This is a genomic window from Actinosynnema sp. NPDC049800, assembly GCF_040656635.1.
Classification (GTDB): domain Bacteria; phylum Actinomycetota; class Actinomycetes; order Mycobacteriales; family Pseudonocardiaceae; genus Actinosynnema.
Genome location: NZ_JBFAMT010000024.1, coordinates 69751 through 91901 on the forward strand (window position 1 = coordinate 69751; position 22151 = coordinate 91901).

15 protein-coding genes are annotated in these 22151 nt (G+C 71.9%); 12 read left to right on the forward strand and 3 right to left on the reverse strand.

Annotated features, from left to right (window positions below):
- Window positions 1–8 precede the first annotated feature (8 nt).
- From AB0I91_RS25250 to AB0I91_RS25260, 3 genes are all read left to right on the forward strand, one after another.
- The gene (locus AB0I91_RS25250; RefSeq protein WP_499639135.1) at window positions 9–3086 is read left to right on the forward strand and encodes a discoidin domain-containing protein; all 3078 of its coding nucleotides are present in this window, start codon (window positions 9–11) and stop codon (window positions 3084–3086) included.
- A gap of 133 nt (window positions 3087–3219) precedes the next feature.
- Complete coding sequence (locus AB0I91_RS25255) at window positions 3220–4179, forward strand: glutathione S-transferase family protein (protein ID WP_499617752.1); 960 nt, start codon at window positions 3220–3222, stop codon at window positions 4177–4179.
- Window positions 4180–4226: 47 nt separating this feature from the next.
- The gene (locus tag AB0I91_RS25260; RefSeq protein WP_498780217.1) at window positions 4227–4523 is read left to right on the forward strand and encodes a hypothetical protein; all 297 of its coding nucleotides are present in this window, start codon (window positions 4227–4229) and stop codon (window positions 4521–4523) included.
- Window positions 4524–4586: 63 nt separating this feature from the next.
- Here AB0I91_RS25260 and AB0I91_RS25265 read toward each other — a convergent pair whose 3' ends face one another.
- A complete protein-coding gene (locus tag AB0I91_RS25265; protein ID WP_498780219.1) occupies window positions 4587–5648 on the reverse strand; it encodes a LacI family DNA-binding transcriptional regulator in 1062 nt (353 codons plus the stop codon).
- Between the two features lie 310 nt (window positions 5649–5958).
- Between AB0I91_RS25265 and AB0I91_RS25270 the strand changes: the two genes are divergently transcribed.
- From AB0I91_RS25270 to AB0I91_RS25300, 7 genes are all read left to right on the forward strand, one after another.
- Window positions 5959–8352, forward strand: a complete 2394-nt coding sequence (locus AB0I91_RS25270) for a beta-xylosidase/alpha-l-arabinosidase (protein WP_499617749.1) — start codon at window positions 5959–5961, stop codon at window positions 8350–8352.
- Entirely contained in the window at window positions 8349–9329 is a 981-nt protein-coding gene (locus AB0I91_RS25275) for an ABC transporter permease (protein WP_499639137.1), read from the forward strand. The genes AB0I91_RS25270 and AB0I91_RS25275 overlap by 4 nt, the downstream gene beginning before the upstream one ends.
- Window positions 9326–10261 (forward strand): carbohydrate ABC transporter permease, encoded by a 936-nt coding sequence (locus tag AB0I91_RS25280; RefSeq protein WP_498780224.1) that lies wholly within the window; start codon window positions 9326–9328, stop codon window positions 10259–10261. The genes AB0I91_RS25275 and AB0I91_RS25280 overlap by 4 nt, the downstream gene beginning before the upstream one ends.
- Before the next feature lie 50 nt (window positions 10262–10311).
- Window positions 10312–11943 carry an ABC transporter substrate-binding protein gene (locus AB0I91_RS25285; protein WP_499617751.1) on the forward strand — a complete coding sequence of 544 codons (1632 nt, stop codon included), beginning with the start codon at window positions 10312–10314 and terminating at the stop codon, window positions 11941–11943.
- Window positions 11944–12045: 102 nt separating this feature from the next.
- Complete coding sequence (locus tag AB0I91_RS25290) at window positions 12046–13578, forward strand: GH39 family glycosyl hydrolase (RefSeq protein ID WP_498780227.1); 1533 nt, start codon at window positions 12046–12048, stop codon at window positions 13576–13578.
- Window positions 13575–14273 (forward strand): DUF624 domain-containing protein, encoded by a 699-nt coding sequence (locus AB0I91_RS25295; protein WP_499617977.1) that lies wholly within the window; start codon window positions 13575–13577, stop codon window positions 14271–14273. The genes AB0I91_RS25290 and AB0I91_RS25295 overlap by 4 nt, the downstream gene beginning before the upstream one ends.
- Window positions 14270–16300 carry a beta-galactosidase gene (locus AB0I91_RS25300; RefSeq protein WP_498780230.1) on the forward strand — a complete coding sequence of 677 codons (2031 nt, stop codon included), beginning with the start codon at window positions 14270–14272 and terminating at the stop codon, window positions 16298–16300. Before AB0I91_RS25295 ends, AB0I91_RS25300 begins: the two co-directional genes overlap by 4 nt.
- Before the next feature lie 49 nt (window positions 16301–16349).
- Here the strand turns inward: AB0I91_RS25300 and AB0I91_RS25305 are convergent, their stop codons facing one another.
- Window positions 16350–18326 (reverse strand): alpha-glucuronidase, encoded by a 1977-nt coding sequence (locus tag AB0I91_RS25305; RefSeq protein WP_499639140.1) that lies wholly within the window; start codon window positions 18324–18326, stop codon window positions 16350–16352.
- Between the two features lie 151 nt (window positions 18327–18477).
- Complete coding sequence (locus tag AB0I91_RS25310) at window positions 18478–19722, reverse strand: SGNH/GDSL hydrolase family protein (RefSeq protein ID WP_498780233.1); 1245 nt, start codon at window positions 19720–19722, stop codon at window positions 18478–18480.
- Between the two features lie 161 nt (window positions 19723–19883).
- Here AB0I91_RS25310 and AB0I91_RS25315 point away from each other — a divergent pair, with 161 nt between their 5' ends.
- Window positions 19884–20750, forward strand: coding sequence for a DUF4082 domain-containing protein (locus tag AB0I91_RS25315; protein WP_498780235.1), 867 nt, complete (start codon window positions 19884–19886; stop codon window positions 20748–20750).
- Window positions 20751–20834: 84 nt separating this feature from the next.
- On the forward strand, window positions 20835–22151 hold the full coding sequence (locus AB0I91_RS25320) for an extracellular solute-binding protein (protein ID WP_499639142.1): 1317 nt from the start codon (window positions 20835–20837) through the stop codon (window positions 22149–22151).

The window sequence follows — 22151 nt, forward strand, 5'->3', positions numbered from 1 at the left end:
TTGCGGGCATGAGGATCAACCGTCGCCAGTTGCTGCGGGCGGTGGGTGTCGGCGGCGCGTTGACGCTGGCGCCCCGGCTCGCGTTCGCCGAGTCCCCGGTCGAGGTCGATTCGGTGGCGCGGGTGTACTACGAGGTGTTGTCGCGCCACACGAGGTGGGCCGAGCAGCAGTACGACCCGGTGGCGGGCCGGTACCGGCGGACGGACTTCGGGTTCGCCGTCGTGCTGGGCAACGCGGTCCTGCTGACCAGGGGCGACTACGACGCCGAGCTCACCGGCGTGGCGAAGTCGGTGCTGCACGCGCACACCGTGGACACGATCCGGCACTTCGCTGCGAGCAACGTGCTGGCGGGCGGCGCGGAGTGGGGCAAGACGTTGTTCTGGGACACCACGTTCCAGTCCTACTTCGTGCTCGCCGCACGCCTGCTGTGGGCCGACCTCGACCCGGCGACGCGTGCCGCCGTCGACGTGATCGCGCGTGGTCAGGCGGCGTACACGGCCGCGCTCGGCACGGGGAACGACCCGCGTTCGGGCGGGTGGACGCCCAACGGGCTCACCGGCGGGTACCGGGGTGACACGAAGCTCGAGGAGATGGGCGTCTACACGCAGGCCCTCGCACCGGGGCTCGCGTGGGCGGCCGACGACCCGGGCGCCGGCGCGTGGCGTGAGGCGTTCGGCCGGTGGAGCCGCAACGAGGCCGGGTTGCCGGCCGCCGACCTGGCCAACCCGTCGGTGGTGGACGGCGTGCCGGTCTCGGCGAACACCGCCGCGAACGCGCACGACACGTTCATCGTGGAGAACCACGGCTCGTACGGGCCGCACTACCAGGAAGAGCTGTGGCGCACGTCCGGCCGCAACGCGGTGCACTTCCTGCTGGCCGGCACGCCGCTGCCGGAGGTGCTGACCGCGCAGCCCAACGGCGAGCGGCTGTGGCGCACGATCCTGGCCACGATGAGCGACGCGGGCGAGCCGCTGATGCCGATGGTCGACGACCGGGAACACCTCTACGGCCGTGACGTGATCCCGCTGGCGTTCCGCTCGCAGGTGCTGGGCGACCGGCTGGCGGCCCGCGCGGAGGCGGCGCTGGCGTCACGGCTGGTCGCGTACCAGGCCTACCCGCCGGTGCACCGGCTGGCGAAGTTCTCCGGTGAGGCGAAGTACGAGCCGGAGGCGCGGGCGGAGCTGGCGATCAGCTACCTGCTGCACGAGTGGCGCGGTCGCACCGGGCCGGTGGTGGAGCCGGTGTCGGAGGAGGAGTTCTTCGCCGCGGCGGCCGGCGTCGCGGACTACGGCGTCGGGCCCGGTCTGGTGGCGCACCAGGCGGCCCGCGCGTGGGCTGGGACGGTCACCAAGGCCGGGTACGTCAAGGTCGCCTGGCAGCCGGGGCACGACGACTGGCTGTTCGTGGTCAGCGGCGACACGCCCATGCTCGTGCCGTCGACGTCGTCGGCCGTCCGCGGGCGTTCGGTCGTGGTGTACCAACGGGTTCGCGACGGGTTCGACGGCACGGCGAGCCTGCTGGCGTTCGCCGGTGGTCACGTCGGCGCCGCGACCCTGCCCACCGGCACGGTCGTCTACGCGACGTCGGGCCTGGCGGCCGGCGAGGGTCGGGTGGACGTGCACAACCTGACCATGCCGGGCGTGCCGGGGCTCGACGGTTCCCGCACGTACCGGGCGGCCGAGGGTGCCGTCACCGTGGCGTCCGCGGACTCCCGCGTCGCCGGCGTCGCGCGGGTGGACGACCTGGTGTTCGGCCCGGTGACCGCGCGGCACGTGCGCGTGGTCGGCGTCTCGCCCCATCCGACCTACGGGTACTCGCTGTTCACGCTGGAGGTGCGGGCCGGGGAGGGGCCGGACCTGGCGCGCGGCCGGGCCACGACGGCATCGTCCTGGGACACCGGCCGTGAGCCCGGGTCGGCCACGGACGGCAGCCACACCACGCGGTGGGCGGTGTCGCGGGCGGAGCGGGGTCGGGCCGACAGCCGGCTCGCGGTGGACCTCGGCGGCCAGGTGGCGGTGGACCGGGTGCGGCTGTACTGGGAGGCGGCGGCCGGGCGGGCGTACCGGGTGGAGGCGTCAGCGGACGGCGTGACGTGGTCGACGGTGGCGGAGTACCCGAGGCCGGACCTGCGCAGCACGGGCGGCTGGCTGGACGTGGACGGGCGCGCGGGTTTCGTCGTGCACGGGTCGCCGAACCCGATCACGGTCACCGGTGACACCGTGGTGCTGTCCGACGGGCCGGCCGCCGGCATGGTGGTCGAGGGCTACGTCCGACCGCCCGACCTGCCCGCGGCGGCCGCGGCGGGTGCACCGGTCTGCTCCCCCGCCACCGTCCGCGCCAGTGCGGCCGACGGCTACCTGAGCCTGTTCAACCTCTCCGACGCGCCGGCCGCCGGCAAGGTGTCCCTCCGCCAAGACCTCGGCGCGCTGCGCCTCTACGTCGGCCACCAGGTCGTGACCGCGACGGGCACCGACTACGACCTGCACCTGGCCCCCGCGACCGCCCGAGTCGAACCGCCCCGGTTCACCCTGGAAGGCGACGTGCCGATCGGCGTGACTGCGGTCGTGCACAACGGCGCCCAGCTCACCCTGACCGGCTCCGGCCGGGTCGCCCGGCTGACCCTGGTGTCCGCCGAGGGCCACCGCGTCCCGATCACCCTGCCCCCACGCGTGCGGCGTGACGTGACCATCCCGCACGCCCGCCCTTACCCCCTCACCGACCTCGCGCTGGGCCGGACCACCTACCCCACCTCTCCCCTGCCACCGGGCATGTCGGACCCGTCCGCCGCCGTGGACGACGACCCGGACACGGCCTGGACACCGGGACCGGCGGGCCGGATGGTGGTCGACCTCGGAGCGCTCCACCCGATCACCGGCGTCGCCCTGACCTGGACCGCCGGCCAAGTCCCCGCCTGCACCATCTCCACGAGCACCGACGGCCGTACGTACGCCGAACCGACCCCGATCCCCCGCCACCACCGCGCCCACCTGACGTTCGACACCACGGCCAGGTACGTCGCCGTGGCGACCGCCGACTGGCATCCGGGCCAAGCCTCCCTGACCACCCTCACGGTCCACCCCGCGTGACAAGACGGGGGCGCGGTGGGGACGTAGGCTCGGGAAGGTGAGCGATACTTCGGCGACCGGCGGGAATCCCGAGCACCGGCGAGGTGGGACGTACTCCGTCAAGGGAAAGGAGTACACCCGCGACACGCGGTACATCACGACCCGGATCACGGCGGACGGGCGGGACGGGTTTCCGGTCGTCGGTGGGCGCTACCGGTTGGTGGCGGCTCGGGCTTGTCCCTGGGCGAACCGGTCGATCATCGTGCGGCGGTTGTTGGGGTTGGAGGACGCGCTCTCACTGGGGACGCCCGGGCCCACGCACGACGAGCGGTCGTGGACGTTCGACCTCGATCCCGGTGGACGGGATCCCGTGCTGGGGATCGAGCGGTTGCAGGAGGCGTACTTCAAGCGGGACCCCGAGTATCCGCGCGGGATCACGGTGCCGGCCATCGTCGACACGACGACCGGCGCGGTGGTGACCAACGACTTCCCGCAGATCACGCTCGACCTGTCCACCGAGTGGCGCGAGCACCACCGCGACGGTGCGCCGGACCTGCTGCCCCAGCGCCACCGCGACGAGATCGAAGCGGTCAACGAGCGCGTCTTCACCGAGGTCAACAACGGCGTCTACCGGTGCGGGTTCGCGGGCACCCAGGAGGCCTACGACGAGGCCTACACCCGCCTGTGGAACGCCCTGGACTGGCTGGAGGACCGGCTGCGCGACCGGCGCTACCTCGTCGGCGACACGATCACCGAAGCCGACGTCCGCCTGTTCACCACGCTGGCGCGCTTCGACCCCGTCTACCACGGCCACTTCAAGTGCAACCGGAACAAGCTGGCCGAGATGCCGGTGCTGTGGGCCTACGCCCGCGACCTGTTCCAGACGCCCGGCTTCGGCGACACGATCGACTTCGCCCAGATCAAGCAGCACTACTACGTCGTGCACAAGGACATCAACCCGAGCGGGATCGTGCCCGCCGGGCCGGACCTGTCCGGCTGGGTCACGCCGCACGGCCGCGAAGCGCTCGGCGGGCGGCCCTTCGGCGACGGCACGCCGCCGGGACCCGTCCGCGACGGCGAACGGGTCGACCCGGCGCACACGCCACTGCGCTGACCGCTCCGAGCACGGATGTCGCCTCGATCCGGGATAACGTCCGTGCGGTGACGGAGGACGAGTTCACGATCAGGCTGAGCCGTGACGAGGCGCTGGTCTTGTCGGACTGGCTGGACACGATGATGGGCACGGCGGCGTTCGACGGGTTGGTGAACCAGGACCGCGCGGTCTGGTCGCCGCTGCACCGGATCGCCGGGACGTTGGAGACCTCGCTGGTCGAGGTCTTCGCACCGGACTACGCCGCCCGGCTGGAGGCGGCCCGGGCGCGGCTGCTGGAGACCCTCGGCCAAGCGGACGGGCAGGCCGAGGCGCCGGACGGCGCGGGCCGGTCCGGCACCGGGTGACGGCGGACGCGGTCCACGCGCCTTCACGGCCGGCCGCGAACCTCGGCCGGCCGACGTCGGTGGTCAGCGGGCCCGCGGCGGGCAGGTGCTCTCCCGCACCACGAGTTCCGTGGCGAGGTCTATGCGCTCGTTCGGCGGACGCTCGCCGCGCGCCAGGCTGAACACCATGTGCGCGGCCGTGGTCGCCATCTCGCGCAACGGCTGCCGCACGGTGGTCAGCGGAGGCCCTATCCACTCGGTCACCGAGAGGTCGTCGTAACCGACGATCGACAGGTCGTCCGGCACCGACAGCCCGAGCTCCCGCGCCGCCCGCATCACGCCCAGCGCCTGGAAGTCGGAGCCCGCGAAGATCGCGGTCGGCGGGTCGGGCCTGCTCAGCAGCTCCATGCCGTGCCCGTACCCGCCCTGGACGTAGAAGTCGCCGTACCGCACGAAATCCGGGTCCACGACGACGTCCGCGTCCTCCAGCGCGCTGCGGTACCCGTCGACCCGGGCCCGGCTGCACAGCATGGTCGTCGGCCCCGAGATGACCGCGATCCGGCGGTGGCCGAGCCCGAGCAGGTGCCGGGTCGCGGCCAGGCCGCCCGCCCAGTTCGCCGAACCCACCGTCGGCACACCGGGCGGCGGCTCGCCCGCGGTGTCCACGAACACGAACGGGATGTTGCGCGTGGCGAGCTGGCGGCGCTGCTCGTCGTCCAGCCCCGCCAGCACCAGGATCACGCCGAGCGGACGGCGGGCCAGCAGGTCGTCGAACCACTCGCGGCGCGGCCGGTGCTCGCCGCCGAGCTCGGACAGCACCACGGCGGCGCGCTCGTTCGCCGCGGCCAGCTCCACGCCGCGGATGATCTCGGTCGACCACGCCGAGTGCATCTCGTGGAACACCAGGTCGATGAGCGCGGGCCGGGACGACTGGCGCGCTCGTCGTCGTCGGTACCGGTGCTGTTCGATGATGCTCTCCACGCGGGCACGCGTGTCCGGTGCGACGTCGGGCCGTCCGTTGAGGACCTTCGAGACGGTCGGGATGGACACCCCCGCCTCGGCCGCGATGGACGAGATCGACGCCGCGCCCTTCACCGTCTTCTCCGGCACGGCGCCGGCGGCCTCCCGCTCGGTCGACGAACTCATGCTGCCCCCTGTCCGCGTCGCGGTCCGCGCACCGCACCGGATCTAAAGTTTCGACGGCCGAGCGTAAAGGTTCGACCTTCCGATCACCAGCATGACAGCTATCGGCGTACATCTTTGACGTGATCGGTCCAGTAAACCGGCGGATTTTCGCCCCTGTTCATACCTGTGAACTGCGAAGACACAGGAAGGACACGGACTGTTGACGTCTTGAGTAGATCCTCCTACGGTCTCCCCACCAGATCGGCGTGTCGGAAAGTACATCGATAGTTTCGGTCTTCACGAAGACGTGAGCGGGGGTACCTGGTCGATGATGAACAGGACGACGGAAGTCGCGACGACGCCGGCAGGCGACGTCGTCCCGACTGCCGCCGACCGGCCGAGCGCGACGTGGCGGGACACCTCCCGGCCGGTCGCCGAACGGGTGGACGCGCTGGTCGACGCGATGACGCTCGACGAGAAGCTGGCCCAGCTCGTCGGCGTCTGGGTCGGCGCGGACCCCTCCGGCGCCGGCGTCGCACCGCACCAGCACGACATGACCAGCGAGCCGGTGGTCTGGGCGGACGTCATCGCGCACGGCCTCGGCCAGCTCACCCGCCCGTTCGGCACCCGGCCGGTCGACCCGGTGGCGGGCGCCCGCTCGCTGGCCGCGTCGCAGCGGCAGGTGGCCGAGGCCAACCGGTTCGGCATCCCGGCGCTGGTGCACGAGGAGTGCCTCACCGGCTTCGCCGCCTGGCAGGCGACCGCCTACCCCGCGCCGCCGGCCTGGGGCGCGTCGTTCGACCCCGACCTGGTGGCCGAGATGTCCGGCCTGATCGGCGCCTCGATGCGCGCGGCCGGCGTGCACCAGGGGTTGGCGCCGGTCCTGGACGTCACCCGCGACTACCGCTGGGGCCGCACCGAAGAGACCATCGGCGAGGACCCGTACCTCGTGGGCACGGTCGCCACGGCGTACGTGCGCGGCCTGGAACAGTCGGGGATCGTGGCCACGCTCAAGCACTTCGCCGGCTACTCCGCCTCCCGCGCCGGGCGCAACCTCGCGCCCGTGGCCATCGGCCCGCGCGAGTTCGCCGACGTGGTCCTGCCGCCGTTCGAGATGGCCGTGCGCGACGGCGGCGTGCGGTCGGTCATGCAGTCCTACACCGAGATCGACGGCCTGCCGTCCGCGGCCGACGCCGGACTGCTCACCACGCTGCTGCGCGACACCTGGGGCTTCGACGGCACGGTGGTCGCCGACTACTTCGCGATCAAGTTCCTGCAGACCCTGCACGGCGTGGCCGAGGACGAGGCGCACGCCGCCGCGCTGGCCCTCGCCGCCGGGGTGGACGTCGAGCTGCCGACCGTGCGCTGCTACGGCACGCCGTTGCGCGAGGCGGTCGAGCGCGGCGACGTGGACGAGGCCCTGGTGGACCGGGCGTTGCGCCGGGTGCTGCGCCAGAAGGTCGAGCTCGGCCTGCTCGACCCGGACTGGTCGCCGCTGCCGGAGCACGTCGACGACCTGCGGCTCGACTCCCCCGAGGCGCAGGACGTCGCGCTCCGCCTGGCCCGCGAGTCCGTGGTGCTGCTGGCCAACGACGGCGTCCTGCCGCTGCGGCCGGACGTCCGGCTCGCGGTGGTCGGCCCGCTGGCCGACGACCCGATGGCGATGCTCGGCTGCTACTCGTTCCCCGCGCACATCGGCGTGCACCACCCGGACGCCGGGCTCGGCCTGGAGATCCCGACCGTGCTCTCCTCGCTGCGCGACGCGCTGGGCGGCGAGATCGCCCACGCGAAGGGCTGCGAGGTCTCCGCCGAGCCCGACGCCGACGACATCGCGGCCGCGGTGGCCGCGGCGCGGGACGCGGACGTGTGCGTGGTCGCCGTCGGCGACCGGGCGGGCCTGTTCGGGCGCGGCACGTCGGGCGAGGGGTGCGACGCGACCGACCTGAGGCTGCCCGGCGCGCAGACGGACCTGGTCCGCGCCGTCCTCGCCACCGGCACGCCGGTCGTGCTGCTGCTGATCACCGGACGGCCGTACGCGATCGGCGACCTGGCCGAGGGCGCGGCGGCGGTCGTGCAGGCCTTCTTCCCCGGGCAGCTCGGCGGGCGGGCGCTCGCGGACGTGCTGACCGGCGTGGTCGCGCCGTCCGGCCGGCTGCCCGTCGGCATCCCGAACGACCCGTCCGGCCAGCCCGGCACCTACCTGTCGGCGCCGCTCGGCCGGCGCACCGAGGTGTCCAACGTCGACCCGACGCACGCCTTCCCGTTCGGCCACGGCCTCGGCTACGACGCGTTCACCTGGTCGCCCGTGCGCCTGGTGCCCGGCGACGGGCCGTGGACCACCGACGGCGAGGTCGAGGTCGAGCTGGACGTGCGCAACCCCGGCACGCGTTCCGGCGCGGACGTGGTGCAGCTGTACCTGCACGACCCCGTCGCGCAGGTGACCCGCCCGGTCGTGCGGCTCATCGGCTACGCGCGGGTGGAGCTGGACGGTGGCGCGTCGGCACGCGTCACGTTCCGCGTGCCGGCCGACGTCACGTCGTTCACCGGCCGGGACGGCAGGCGCGTGGTGGAACCGGGCGCGGTGCAGCTGCGCGTGTCCCGGTCTAGCGCGGACGTGCACGAAGCGGTGGACCTCAGGCTCGTCGGCCCGCTGCGCGAAGTCGACCACACCCGGTGTTGGCTCACCGCCGTGTCGGTCACCCACGAGGAGGTGGAACGAGCTTGACCACCCAGATCAGCGAACCGGCGGCCGAGGCGACGCCGAAGAAGCCCCCCAAACCGCCCAGGACGTCCCGGTACAAGACCACGTGGCGCAAGGCCTGGAAGCGGGACTGGCAGCTCTACACGCTCGTCAGCGTCCCGCTGCTGTTCTTCCTGGTCTTCCGCTACGCGCCGATGCTCGGCAACGTGATCGCGTTCCGCAAGTTCGTGCCGGGCGGCAGCATCTACGGCGAGACGTGGGTCGGCCTGCGCTACGTCAAGATGTTCATCAACGACCCGAACTTCTGGGAGGTCTTCGGCAACACGATGGTGCTCGGCGCGCTGTCGCTGCTGTTCGCGTTCCCGCTGCCGATCGTGCTGGCGCTGCTGCTCAACGAGGTCCGCTCGCGGTACTTCAAGCGGTTCGTGCAGACGGTGTCCTACCTGCCGCACTTCCTGTCGATCGTGATCGTGGCCGGCATGGTCATGCAGCTGGTGTCCTTGGAGGGCACGGTCAACCAGATCGTCCGCGCGTTCGGCGGCGACGCGGTCTCCTTCATCCAGGACCCGAGCTGGTTCCGCACGATCTACGTCTCCTCGGAGGTCTGGCAGACCGTCGGCTGGGGCACGATCCTCTACCTGGCCGCGCTGACCACGATCGACTCGCAGCTCTACGAGGCGGCCCGGATCGACGGCGCCAACCGCTGGCAGCAGACCTGGCACGTGACGCTGCCCGGCATCCGGCCCACGATGATCACGCTGCTGATCCTCAACATCGGCACGTTCATGGCGGTCGGGTTCGAGAAGGTCCTGCTGCTGTACAACCCGCTGACCTATCCCACCGCGGACGTCGTGTCGACCTACCTCTACCGGGTCGGCCTGGTGTCCAACAACTTCAGCTACGCCGCCGCGATCGGCCTGTTCGAGTCGATCATCGGCCTGACCCTGATCCTGTCCGCCAACGCGATCTCGCGCCGAGCAGTGGGGACGAGCCTGTGGTGACCACCGACCCGACGCGCCTGGCCGACCGGCTGGACAAGCCCTCCGGGCCCCGCCGCACCTCGCTGGACGACTCGCCCGGCTACCGGGTGTTCCGCGTCGTCAACGTCGTGCTGCTGCTCGGCGTGGTCGCGGTGACGCTGTACCCGTTCGTCAACATCGTGGCGCAGTCGTTCAGCAGCGAGGTCTACATCCGCACCGGCCAGGTCAACCTGGTGCCGCGCGGTTTCAACCTCGACACCTACAAGCTCGTCGCGTCCGACCCGGCGTTCTGGAACAGCTACCTCAACACCGTCGTCTACACCGTGACGGCCACCGCGATCTCGATCGTGCTCACCACGATCTACGCCTACGTGCTGTCGAAGCACCGGCTCAAGGGCCGTGGCCTGCTGGTCGGCATCGCGGTGTTCACGATGTTCTTCAACGGCGGCCTGATCCCGAACTACGTGCTGGTCAACGGGCTCGGGATGACCAACACGATCTGGGCGATCGTGCTGCCCAACGCGATCAGCGTGTTCAACCTGCTGGTGATGAAGGCGTTCTTCGAGAGCCTGCCGACGGAACTGGAGGAGGCCGCCGCGATCGACGGCCTGAACACCTACGGCATCCTGCTGCGGATCGTGCTGCCGCTGTCGAAGGCCGTGCTCGCCACGATGATCCTCTTCTACGCGGTGGCGAACTGGAACTCGTGGTTCCAGGCCTTCCTCTACCTCGACCGCTCGGAGCTGTTCCCGGTCACGGTGTACCTGCGGAACATGATCGCCGGCGCCACCTCGGCGACGTCGGTCGGCGCGGTCGAGACCAACGCGGTGGCCATCTCCGCGAACATCAAGGCCGTGACGATGGTGCTGACCGTGCTGCCCATCGTCGCCGTTTACCCCTTCATCCAGCGCTATTTCGTGTCGGGCGTGATGCTCGGCGCGGTCAAGCAGTAGCGCATCCGCTCCAGTTGACGACGGCGTCAACCACCTGAGGAGACAGCACGATGCGAACCAAATGGAAGCGAACGCTTCTGACTGCCGTCGCCGGCAGCCTCGTGATCAGCATGGCCGCGTGCAGCGAGGAGGGCGGGGACGCGGGCGGTGGCGTCAACCTCGACGGCAAGAAGACCGCGTCAATGGCCGACTACAAGGCAGGCGCGCAGTTCAAGGCCACCGAGCCGGTCGACGTGAGCCTGCTCTACCTCGACCAGTCGCACTACCCGATCAAGGACGACTGGCTGCTGTGGAAGGAGATCACCCAGCGGACCAACGTCACGATCAAGCCGACGGTCGTGCCCTACAGCGACTACGACCAGAAGCGCGGTCTGCTGATCAGCTCGGGTGACGCCCCGACGATCATCTCCAAGACCTACCCGGGTCAGGAGGAGCAGTTCGTCTCCTCCGGCGCGATCCTCCCGGTGAGCGACTACATCGACCTGATGCCGCACTTCAAGGACAAGGTCGAGAGGTGGAAGCTCCAGCCTGAGCTGAACACGCTGCGCCAGGAGGACGGCAAGTTCTACCTGCTGCCCGGCATGCACGAGAAGGTGTGGCAGGACTACACGCTGGCGTTCCGCACCGACGAGCTCAAGCGGCTGAACCTGCAGGCGCCGAAGGACTGGGACGAGGTCTACACCGTCCTCAAGGCGATCAAGGCCGCGAACCCGGACAGCTACCCGCTGTCGGACCGCTTCGAGGCCAAGTCGATCCTCAACTACGCCGGCCAGACCTTCGGCACGCAGGCCGGTTGGGGCTACGTCAAGAACACGATCTGGAACGAGTCCGCGCAGAAGTACGAGCTGACCGGCGCGACCCCGGAGTACAAGCAGCTGATCGAGTTCTTCCACAAGCTCGTCGCCGAAGGTCTGATGGACCCGGAGAGCTTCACGCAGAAGGACGACGCGGCGATCCAGAAGTTCGCCAGCGGCAAGTCGTTCGCGATCAGCAGCAACGCGCAGAACATCATCAACGACTACCGGCCGAACGTCTCCAAGATCCCCGGCGCGACCGTGGCGAAGATCCCGCTGCCCGCCGGGCCCAAGGGCAACGTCATCCGCGGCACGCGCCTGGAGAACGGCCTGATGGTGTCGGCGAAGGCGGTCGAGAGCGACAAGTTCGTGGCGACGATGCAGTTCATCGACTGGCTCTGGTACTCCGACGAGGCGCTGGAGTTCACCAAGTGGGGCGTGAACGGCACGACCTACGACAAGGACGCCTCCGGCAAGCGGACGCTCAAGCCCGAGGTGGCGTTCGGCGGCATGAACGTCGGCGCGCCGAAGAACCTCCAGCGCGACTTCGGCTTCCAGGGCGGTGTCTTCTACTACGGCGGCTCCACCGAGCTGCTGCAGTCGATGTTCACCGAGGAGGAGGTCGCCTTCCAGAAGACGATGGCCGACAAGAAGGTCGAGGCGCTGCCGCCGCCCGCGCCGCTGAACGAGGACGAGCGCGAGCGCGCCGCACTGCTGGAGAGCCCGCTCAAGGACTTCGTCACGCAGTCGACGCTGCAGTTCATCCTCGGCCAGCGCGACCTCTCCACGTGGGACGCCTACGTCAAGGAGTTGGAGGCCAAGGGCTCGAACGACCTCGTCGAGCTGGTCAACGGCGCGCACAAGCGCTACAAGGAAAAGAACGGGTGATCGCACGCGGGGCCGGTCGCGGCACGACGCCGTGACCGGCCCCCGTCCGTGTTCGACTGCCGCCGCACCACGGGCGGCAGGCCGTTCGGCCCTGGAGGGGTTGTGAACCGCGTTACCGTCCCCGGCGAGCCGATCGGCCGCCTGTCCGAGTCGTGGCGCCACTGCGTCGGCACCGGCCGGCTCAACCTCGCGCTGCGCGCCGACTACCAGGAGTCCCTGGCCCGGGTGCAGCGCGACATCGGCTTCCGCTACATCCGCGGCCACGGGCTGCTGTCCGACGACATGGGCGTGCACCGCCGGTCCGGCGACGGGGTGACCCGGTACTCGTTCACCTACGTCGACCAGGTCTTCGACCGGTTCCTGGAGCTGGGCATCCGGCCGTTCGTCGAACTGGGGTTCATGCCGACCGCGCTCGCCTCGGGCGAGGACACGGTGTTCTGGTGGAAGGGCAACATCACCCCGCCGAACGACTGGGACGAGTGGGCCGCGCTGGTCCGCGCCGTCGTCCGCCACCTGATCGACCGCTACGGCCTGGCCGAGGTGCGCACCTGGCCGATCGAGGTGTGGAACGAGCCGAACCTGGTCAACTTCTGGAAGGACGCCGACCAGGCCGCGTACTTCCGCCTCTACGAGCTCACCGCCCGGACCGTCAAGGACGTCGACGCCGGGCTCCAGGTGGGCGGCCCGGCGATCTCGCCCGGCTCGGACGAGTGGTGGGAGCCGTTCGCCGAGTTCGTCACCCGCCGCGACGTGCCGATCGACTTCGTCAGCAGGCACGCCTACACCTCCGGCCCGGCGCAGCACGTGCCCTTCGGCACCTACCAGACGCTGACCTCCCCGGAACTGCTGCTGGACCAGTTCGACGCGCCGCGCAAGCACCTGGCGGGCACCGCGCTGGCCGGGCTGCCGGTGCACATCACCGAGTTCAACAGCTCCTACCGGCCGGACAACCCGATCCACGACACGGCCTACCACGCCGCTTACCTGGCCCCGGTGCTCGCCGGAGGCACGGACCTGGTGGACTCCTACTCCTACTGGACGTTCTGCGACGTCTTCGAGGAGGAGAACGTGCCGACCTCGTTGTTCCACGGCGGTTTCGGCCTGCTCACGCACCGGCAGGTGCCGAAGCCGACCTACCACCTCTACACGTTCATGGCCCGGATGGGCTCACACGTGCTGGCGCGCGGCGCGGACCACCTGGTGTGCGCGACCGACGACGGCCGGGTCACCGTGCTGGCCTGGCAACCGGTCGGCGGCACCGACGGTCCGGACGCGCCCGCGCGGCACGAGGTGCGGCTGTCGGTCCCGATGACGGGTCCGCGCGCGTTCGTCCGCCGGGAACGGGTCAACGAGCACGACGGCAACGCGTTCGGCGCGTGGCGCGAGCTGGGACGTCCGCGCTCACCCGACCTCCGCACGCTCGACGTGCTGCGCGACTGCGCGCGGCCCGCCCTGGAGCACCGGTCGGCCGCGGTCGTGGACGGGCGGGTCGAGCTCGACCTGGCGCTGGCCCGGCACGAGGTCACGTTCGTCGAGCTCACGCCCGTGCGCGCCGAGGAGCACGAAGGGCTGGACGACCGGCGGCTGCTCGGCGCCTCCGACAACCGGCTCGTGGCGCCGCACGAGGGGCCGTGACCGTGGCGGCCGAACGACGGGGTGATCCCGCCGCCGAGATCGGTGCGGGCATCCTGTCGCGCATCGCGTCCGTCGTGTACTGGTTCGTCGTCATCGAGGCCATGCTGGTGCTGACGACGGCGCCCGGTTTCCTCGCGCTGCTGTTCCTGGACCGCAGCGCGGGGAACGCGCCCCTGATCGGGCTGTGCTTCGCGCCCGTGGGCCCGGCGCTGTCGGCCGCCGTCTACGCCTGGCGGGTGTTCCTCGCCGACCGCGACCTCTCCCCCGCCCGGCACTTCCGCCGCGGCTACCGGCTCAACTGGCTCGACGTGCTGCGCTGGTGGCTGCCCGCGCTGGCGGTGCTCACCGTGATCGGCTTCAGCCTGGCGAACCTGGAGCTGGCCGGCGTGCCGCCCGGGTACGGCCTGGTGCTGATCGTGGTCGCGGTGGCGGTGCTGGTCTGGTCGTCCCAGGCGCTGGTGCTGTCGTCCACGCTGTCGCTGCGCACCCGTGACACCGCGCGGCTGGCGTCCTACTACCTGGCCGCACGGCCGGCGAGCGCGCTCGGCGCGTTGTCTCTGCTCGTCGCGGCCGGTGGGCTCGTCGTGCTCACCTCCGACTGGGTGCTCGCGCTGCTCGCGTCCCCGTTCACCCTGCTCCTGCTGCGCAACGCCGAACCGGTGCTGCGCGACGCCACCGAGAGGTTCACCGCGTGACCCCGCAGATCGTGCCCCGGAGGATCGGTTACGGCGGCGACTACAACCCCGAGCAGTGGCCCCGTGAGGTCTGGGACGACGACTACGCCGCGTTCAAGCTCGCCGGCATCAACACCGTCACCGTGGGCGTGTTCGCGTGGGCCCACCTCGAGCCCACCGAGTTCGGCTACGACTTCTCGACGTTGGACGCGATCGTGGAGCGCGCGACCGCCGAGGGCATGCGGATCGTGCTGGCCACCCCCAGCGGCGCGATGCCGCCGTGGCTGGCGCGGAAGTACCCGGACGCGTGCCGGGTCGACTTCGAGGGGCGGCAGCACGTGTACGGGCAGCGGCACAACGCCTGCCCGTCGTCCTCCGACTTCCGCCGCGCGGCCGTGGCGCTGGCCAAGCGCCTGGCCAAGCGGTACGGGGACAACCCGGCGGTCGTGGCCTGGCACGTCGGCAACGAGTACGGCGGTGCGTGCTGGTGCGGCAACTGCGGCGATGCGTTCCGCCGGTGGCTGCGCCGGCGCTACGGCAGCCTCGACCGGCTCAACGCCGCGTGGAACACCGCGTTCTGGTCGCACACGTTCACCAAGTGGGCGCAGATCGAGCCGCCGAACGCGCTGTCGGAGCACTGGCGCGGGCCCGACCACACCGCGTTCCAGGGCATCACGCTCGACTACAAGCGGTTCATGTCCGACGCGCTGCTGGACGGGTTCCTGGCGGAGAAGGCCGCGATCCGCAAGTACTCGCCGGACACGCCCGTGACGACGAACATGATGGGCCTGTACCAGCCGATCGACTACCACCGGTGGGCGCCGCACCTGGACTTCGCGTCGTGGGACAACTACCCGCCGGAGGACCGGTCGCCCGCCCGCACGGCCGCGCGGATGGCGTTGGCGCACCGGTTGATGCGCGGGCTGCGCGACGGCGACCCGTTCTGGGTCATGGAGCAGACCCCGTCGGTGACCGCCTCGCGGGACGTGAACCCGGTCAAGCGCCCCGGCGTGCTGCGGCTGTGGTCGTGGCAGTCGGTCGCCAACGGCGCGGACGCGGTGCTGTACTTCCAGCTGCGGCAGTCGCGGGGCGCGTGCGAGAAGTACCACGGCGCGGTGCTCGACCACGCGGGCCGCACGGACACGCGGGTGTTCCGCGAGGTCTCCGAACTGGGCGACGAGTTCGCCCGCGTCGGTGACGCGCTGCTGGGCGGCCGCACGCCGGCGCGCGCCGCGCTGCTCGTCGACTGGGACAGCTGGTGGGCGGTCGAGATGTCCGACGGCCCCAACCGCAACGTGCGCTACCTGGACGTGCTGACCGCCTACCACCGGGCGTTGTGGCAGGCGAACGTCCCGCTCGACGTGGTGCCGGTGACGGCCGACCTCTCCGGTTACGACGTGGTCGTCGCGCCGTTGCTGCACATGGTGAAGGGCGATCTCGCGGAGCGGGTGGCGGAGCTGGTCGAGCGCGGCGGCACGTTCGTGACGACGGCGCTGTCGGGTCGGGTGGACGAGGACGACAACGCGTTCCTGACCGACGTGCCGGGGCCGTTCGCGTCGCTGCTCGGGTTGCGGGTCGAGGAGACCGACGCCCAGCAGCCCGACGTGGTGAACCCGGTGACGCTGTTCGGCGCCGAGTACGAGGCCCGGCACGTGTTCGAGGTGGTCGTGCCGGACGACGCGGAGGTGCTCGGCGCCTACGGGGCGGACTTCTACGCGGGCACGCCCGCCGTGACCCGCGCGGCACGGGGGCGCGGCCACGCCTGGTACGTGGCGACGTTGCTGGACGACGCCGGTGTGGCCGCCGTCGTGCGCACGGCGTTGGCCGAGCACGGGTTGATCGGGCCGCTCGGCGACGTGCCGGACGTCGAGGTCACCGAGCGCGTCGTGCCGGACGGCACGCGGTACCTGTTCGTGCTGAACCACGGCGCGGCCCGGACCGTGCCCGCGCCGGTGGCCGGCACGGACCTGTTGAGCGGGCGTGAGCTGCGGGTCGGGGACGAGCTGGAACTCGCGCCGACCGCGGTCCTGGTGCTCCGCTGCGCGTAGCGGGCCGACGACGGCCGTCGGGTCCGCGGACCCGGCGGCCGCTCCGCGTTCAGTGGATCGTGCGGCCGTGCGCGTCCGGCACGCCCGACTTGCGCCAGAAGTAGGTGTTCACCTGGTCACGCCACTCCTTCGCACACCGCAGTTGCTCCGCCAGCAGCGCGGTGACGCGGCCGAAGACGTCGTCGGGGACGCGTCCCTCCAGCGAGGCCCACGTCGCGGCCATCCGCCGCACTTCCTCGTGACCTGCGAAGTGCGTGTCGTAGATGTGCTGGATCACGGTCGCGCCCGAGTGCAGGACGTGGTCGTAGGGCACGTGGTGGAAGAACAGCAGCAGCTCGTCCGGGCAGGTCGCGACCGACTCGTACCGGTGGCGCCACGGCGGCGGGAACTGGCCGGCGAAGCCCGTGCCCGTGGCGCACGTGCGGTCCACGCCGACGCCGTCCCGGTCGGCGAAGTGGTAGGTGCCCCAGGAGGAGTACTCGTAGCCGTCCACGCTGGGCCCGTAGTGCAGGCCGGGCTGCACCATGAAGCCGACGCCCAACGGCGCCGTGTACCGCTCGTAGGTCAGCCACGAGCCGTCCATCACCTCGTGCAACGCCTCCCGCACGGTCGGGTCGCCGGGGAAGGTGAGGCCGATCCACTCGTCCAGCACCGCCTCCGGCGCGAGCCGCTCGTCCCACGCGAGCCGGCCGAAGCCGAACAGGTTGGCCTGCGCCAACGGGTGGCCGGTCCAGAACGGGTCCTCGCCGACGTTCGACACCGCGACCACGCCACCGGCCGGCGCGGCGGCGCGGCCCGCGGCGACGTCCGCGACCGTCGGCTCGCCCTCGCCCCACGGCCCGAAGCCCAGCATCTCGCGCCACTGCGGCACGAGGTGGCAGACGTGCTTCTGGTGCCCGGTGTACTCCTGGGTCACCTGGAACTCGACCGCGAGCCGGGTGCGCGGCATGGCCGCGATCACCGGCGACAGCGGTTCGCGCACCTGGAAGTCCATCGGACCGGCCTTCACCTGCACCACGACGTTCTCGTCGAACGCGCCGTCCAGCGGGGCGAAGTTGTCGTAGGCGGCCCGGGCGCGGTCGGTCGTCCGGTCGCGCCAGTCCTGGCGGTGGTCGTAGACGAACGCGCGCCAGAACACCGTGCCGCCGAACGGCGCGAGGGCGCGGGCCAGCGCGTTCGCGCCGTCGGCGTGGTCGCGGCCGTAGGCGAACGGGCCGGGCTGGCCCTCGGAGTCGGCCTTGACCACGTACCCGCCGAAGTCGGGGATCGCCGCGTACACCTCGGCGGTCGTGCGGGCCCACCAGTCGCGCACGGCCGGGTCGAGCGGGTCGGCGGTCGGCAGGCCCCCGAGGGTGATCGGCGCGGCGAAGCTCACCGACAGGTGCACCTTGATCCCGTGCGGGCGGAACACGTCCGCCAGCCCCACCACGTCCGGCAGCAGGTCGGTGAGCAGGCGGGCCTCGGTGCGGCCCACGTTGACGTTGTTGAGGCCGACCCGGTTGACGCCGATCGAGCCGAGCAGCCGGGCGTAGGCGCGGACCCGCGAGAGGTCGGCGCGGACCGCGCCGTCGGCGTAGAAGATCGAGCCGCCCGAGTACCCGCGCTCGACCTGGCCCATCACCGGGTGCACGGCGACGTTGTCCCAGTGGTCGAGCATGCGGATCGGCTGGCGCGGCGCGTGCCGCCCCGGCCGCGCCTCGCCCGTGAACGCCGCCTCGCCCTGCCGCACCACGTGGTGCAAGCCGTAGAGCAGGCCGACGCCGTCGATCGCGCGGACCACCGTGGTCGTGCCGGCGCGGCCCACCACGAACGCCTCGGGATCGGTCTCGCCGTCATCCGGCTCGCACACCAGCTCCAGGTCCGCCGGACCGTCGTCGACCAGCGCGCCGCCGTGCCCGGCCGCCGCCGCCTCGACCTCGGCGCGGACCGTGGCGACGACCGGGCCGTCCCCGACGACGCGGACCCGCCGTGAGCCGATCGACCGGAACGCGGAGGCCGGTAGCCACGCGGGGTGCACGCCGATCATGTGGGGAGTCCTCCAGGTCCGGGACGGGCGACAACGCCAAACTATGTCGCCTTCGATTCCCGGGCAAGGAAAACCGGCCGTCCACTGTCGACTTTCACGTGGGTGAACCGCTGCGAAACATTTGCGCGACAACGGTTCCCGCTCCGCCGTCTCAACCGGACACTGCGTCCTGTCCGCGCGACTCGAACAGCTCCAGCTGCACGGCGTCCGCGAGCGCCCGGTAGCCGGCCGGCGCCAGGTGCAGGTGGTCGCCCTCGTCGTAGGCCGCGAGCAGGCGTCGGTGGTCGTGCGGGTCGCGCGCCGCCGCGTCGAAGTCGAGCACCGCGTCGAACGCGCCCCTGGTGCGGATCCACTCGTTGACCGCCTGACGTGCCGCCTCGCGGTGGCCGTCCGGGTCGTCGTACGCCTCGTTGCCGCCCAGCGGGGCAAGCGTCGCCCCGTACACCGCGATGCCGTGCGCGTGGGCGCGGGCCACGATCTGCTCGTAGGCCGCGCAGAGGTCGTCCGCGACCTGCTTCTGCGCGACGGCGGTGGCGTCGGCCGTGCAGATGTCGTTGACGCCCTCGAACACCACCAGCCACGCCACACCGGTCTGCGCCAGCACGTCGAGGTCCAGGCGGGCCAGCCCGCTCGGGCCGATCCCCTCGCTGAGCACCCGGTTCCCGCCGATGCCCTGGTTGAGCACGGCGACGTCCGCGGTCGCGGGCCGTGACCGGAGCCGGGCCGACAGGCGGTCGGGCCAGCGGTCGTTGCCGTTGGTGGTGGAGCCGCGGCCGTCGGTGAGGGAGTCGCCCAGCGTGACCACGGCCGAGGCGGCGCGCTCGGACCAGACCTCGATGCCGCTGAGGAAGTACCAGTGGTCCGTGGTCGTCGCGCCCGGCAGGTCGTCGGCCCCGACGTGGTCGCCCGACAGGAGGTGGGAGGTCGTGCGGGAGCCGGGGTGCGAGGTGATGGCCTCGGACGCCTGCCCGTCGGCCAGGTACACCGTCACGGTCAGGTTCGCCTCGTGCTCGACCGGGAAGTCCAGCGGGTCCGACACGACCTGCGCGCCGACCGGCACGACCACCCCCGACCGCCCGTGGAACGTGACCGGGCGGACCGAGCCCGGCTCGACCGCGCCGACGCCCGCCCGGCCGTCGACGGGCCGAGCCACGGTCACCGCGGTGATCGGCAGCACCGCGCCGCCGAAGGCGTTCGAGAACCGCAGCCGCAGCCGGTCGCCGCCGACCGTGACGCGCGCGGTCTGCCGCAGCGTGGCGTCGGCCAGCACCAGACCCGACCGGGTGAACGGCGCGGGCGGCATGTTGTCGGGCGCGGTCGGCTGGGGTGCGGACACCCACGTGTGGACCCAACGACCGGCCGGGCGGGGGTCCTCGGGTGACGCGGTGCGACTCATGCGCCCGATTCTGGTGCAGCGGGCGGGCTCCGGTCAGCCGAGGGTCTCAACTGGAACCCGCGCGGACGTGCCGAAGGCAACCGGCGCGCGGGCGTAGCGAAACCCACGGTCGCCGACGATCTCCCGGGAGGTAGCTCCGCACGATGCCCGAAGGAGGGCGCATGCCCCGCTTATCCCGGTTGTGGGTGGCGATCGCCGCCGCGACCCTGGTCCTGTCCGGCACGGCTCACGCCCAGGACGACCGCAGGGTGGTCATCGGCACCCCGACCACCCGCTCCGCCGCCGAGGTCGGTGTCCCGATCCTGGTCACCGGCCTCTCGATCGCCCCGACGACGGTCGCGATCACCGCCACCGAACTGACGTTCGACGGCGGGGCCACCTGGGTGACCGCCGAGGTCCTGCGCGATCACGACCCCTCCCGGGTCGACTGGCGGTACGTCCACACGCCCGACCAGGTCGGTGACGTCGAGGTCGCCGGTCGGGTCGTCACCGCCGCCGGCGCCGGCCCGATCGGCGCGCCCGTCGTCATCCACGTGGGCGGCGTGGCCGTCACCCAGCCGGTGAACTGCGAGACCCGGTGCGAACTCGGCACCTACTACAAGGACGCGGTCGACGACCCCGACCGCGAGCCGGTCGAGGTGGGCATGCGGTTCCGGGTCGACCGACCGGGGCAGCTGCTGGGCGCGTCCCTCGGTCGCGGCGCGTACCGCGGGCCGATCGCCCTGCGGCTGTGGTCGGACGCCGGCGTGCTGCTCGCCGAGCAGCCCTGGGACCACCCCGGGCTGATGGCCCAGATCGACTTCCCGACGCCGGTCCCGGTCGAGCCGGGGCGGGACTACGTGATCTCGTACTACACGCCGGAAGGCGGCTACGCGACCTCGGAGGACTTCTTCATCGGCACGCTGGTGCGGGCGCCGTTCATCGCGCCGCCGGGCGCGGGCGTCTACCACTACGGCGTGGGCGGCGGGTTCCCGACCGACACCTGGCACGACAGCACCTACTGGGTGCTGCCGGAGTTCCGCGGCTGACCGGTTGCGCCGACCAGGCGACCCGCGTGTGGACGGGGCGCCGGGCGGGAACCGTCCCGGTGACGTCCGGTCCAGGGAGGCGACATGCGCGGGTTCCCGCTCACCGCGGTGCTGGTCGTGCCCGTGCTCGTCGCCGCCGGGTGCGGCGGTCTGGGTTCCGACCGCTCCGACGCGCTGGTCACCATGGGGTTCGGCCTCCCGGACGAGCACGCGACCGCGCGCGTGGCGGTGTTCCGGGAGGCCAACCCCGGCGTCGACCTGCGGATCAGCGAGGGCGCGTTCGACGAGCAGCAGTTCCTGTCCGCCGTCGCCGCGGGCGACCCGCCCGACCTGGTCTACGCCGAGCGGCGCAAGCTCGGCGGCTACGCGGCGCGCGGCGCGGTGCAGAGCCTGGACGCGTGCGTGCGGGAGCACGGCGTCGACCTGGGCGTGTTCCGGGAGGCGGCCCTGCGCCAGGTCACCTACGAGGGTGAGGTGTACGGGCTGCCGGAGTTCTCCAGCGTCCGGCTGATGATCGTGAACAACCCGGTGGTGCGGGCCGCCGGCCTGGACCCGGCGGCGTTGTCCACGTCCGACTGGGCCGGGATGGGCGAGGTGGCCGACCGGCTGGCGCGGGTCGGCGACGGGCGGGTGGCGCGCATCGGCTTCGACCCGAAGGTGCCCGAGTTCCTGCCGCTGTGGGCCAAGGCGAACGGGGCCGAGCTGATCGGGCCCGACGCCCGGCTGGACGACCCGCGCGTGGTCGAGGCGGTCCGCCACACCACCGACCTGGTGGCCAGGCAGGGCGGCTGGGCGTCGTTCAAGGCGTTCCGCGACACGTTCGACCAGTTCGGCGCGGACAACCAGTACGTGACCGGCCGGCTCGCCGCGATGCCGATGGACTCCTGGTACATCAACACGCTCGCGACCAACTCCCCCGACGCCGACGTGACGATCACGCCGTTCACGGATCGCGACGGGCAGGTGCTCACCGAGTCCGGCGGGCAGGCGTGGGCCATCCCGAAGGGCGCGAGACACCCCGAGCTGGCCTGCCGGTTCCTGGTCACGATGACCGACGCGCGGACCTGGGTCACCGCCGCGATCGCGCGCCGGGACGCGCTGGCCGGGGCCGGGCGGCCCTACGGCGGCACGTTCACCGGCAACCGGGTCGCCGACGAGCGGATCTTCCGCGAGGTGTTCGCCCCGGCGGGCAACCCGATCCTGGAGCAGGGCGTGCCGGTGGTGCTGTCGTTGCAGGACAAGGCGTTCGCGCTGCCGCCGAGCCCGGCCGCGAGCGAGCTCGTGCGCGCCTGGGAGGGCGCGGTGAACCGGGTGCTGGTCGGGCAGCAGGAGCCCGAGGAGGCGATGGCCCAGGCGCAGCGCGAAGCGGAACGGGCGCTCAAGCGGGTGGGCGGGAGGTAG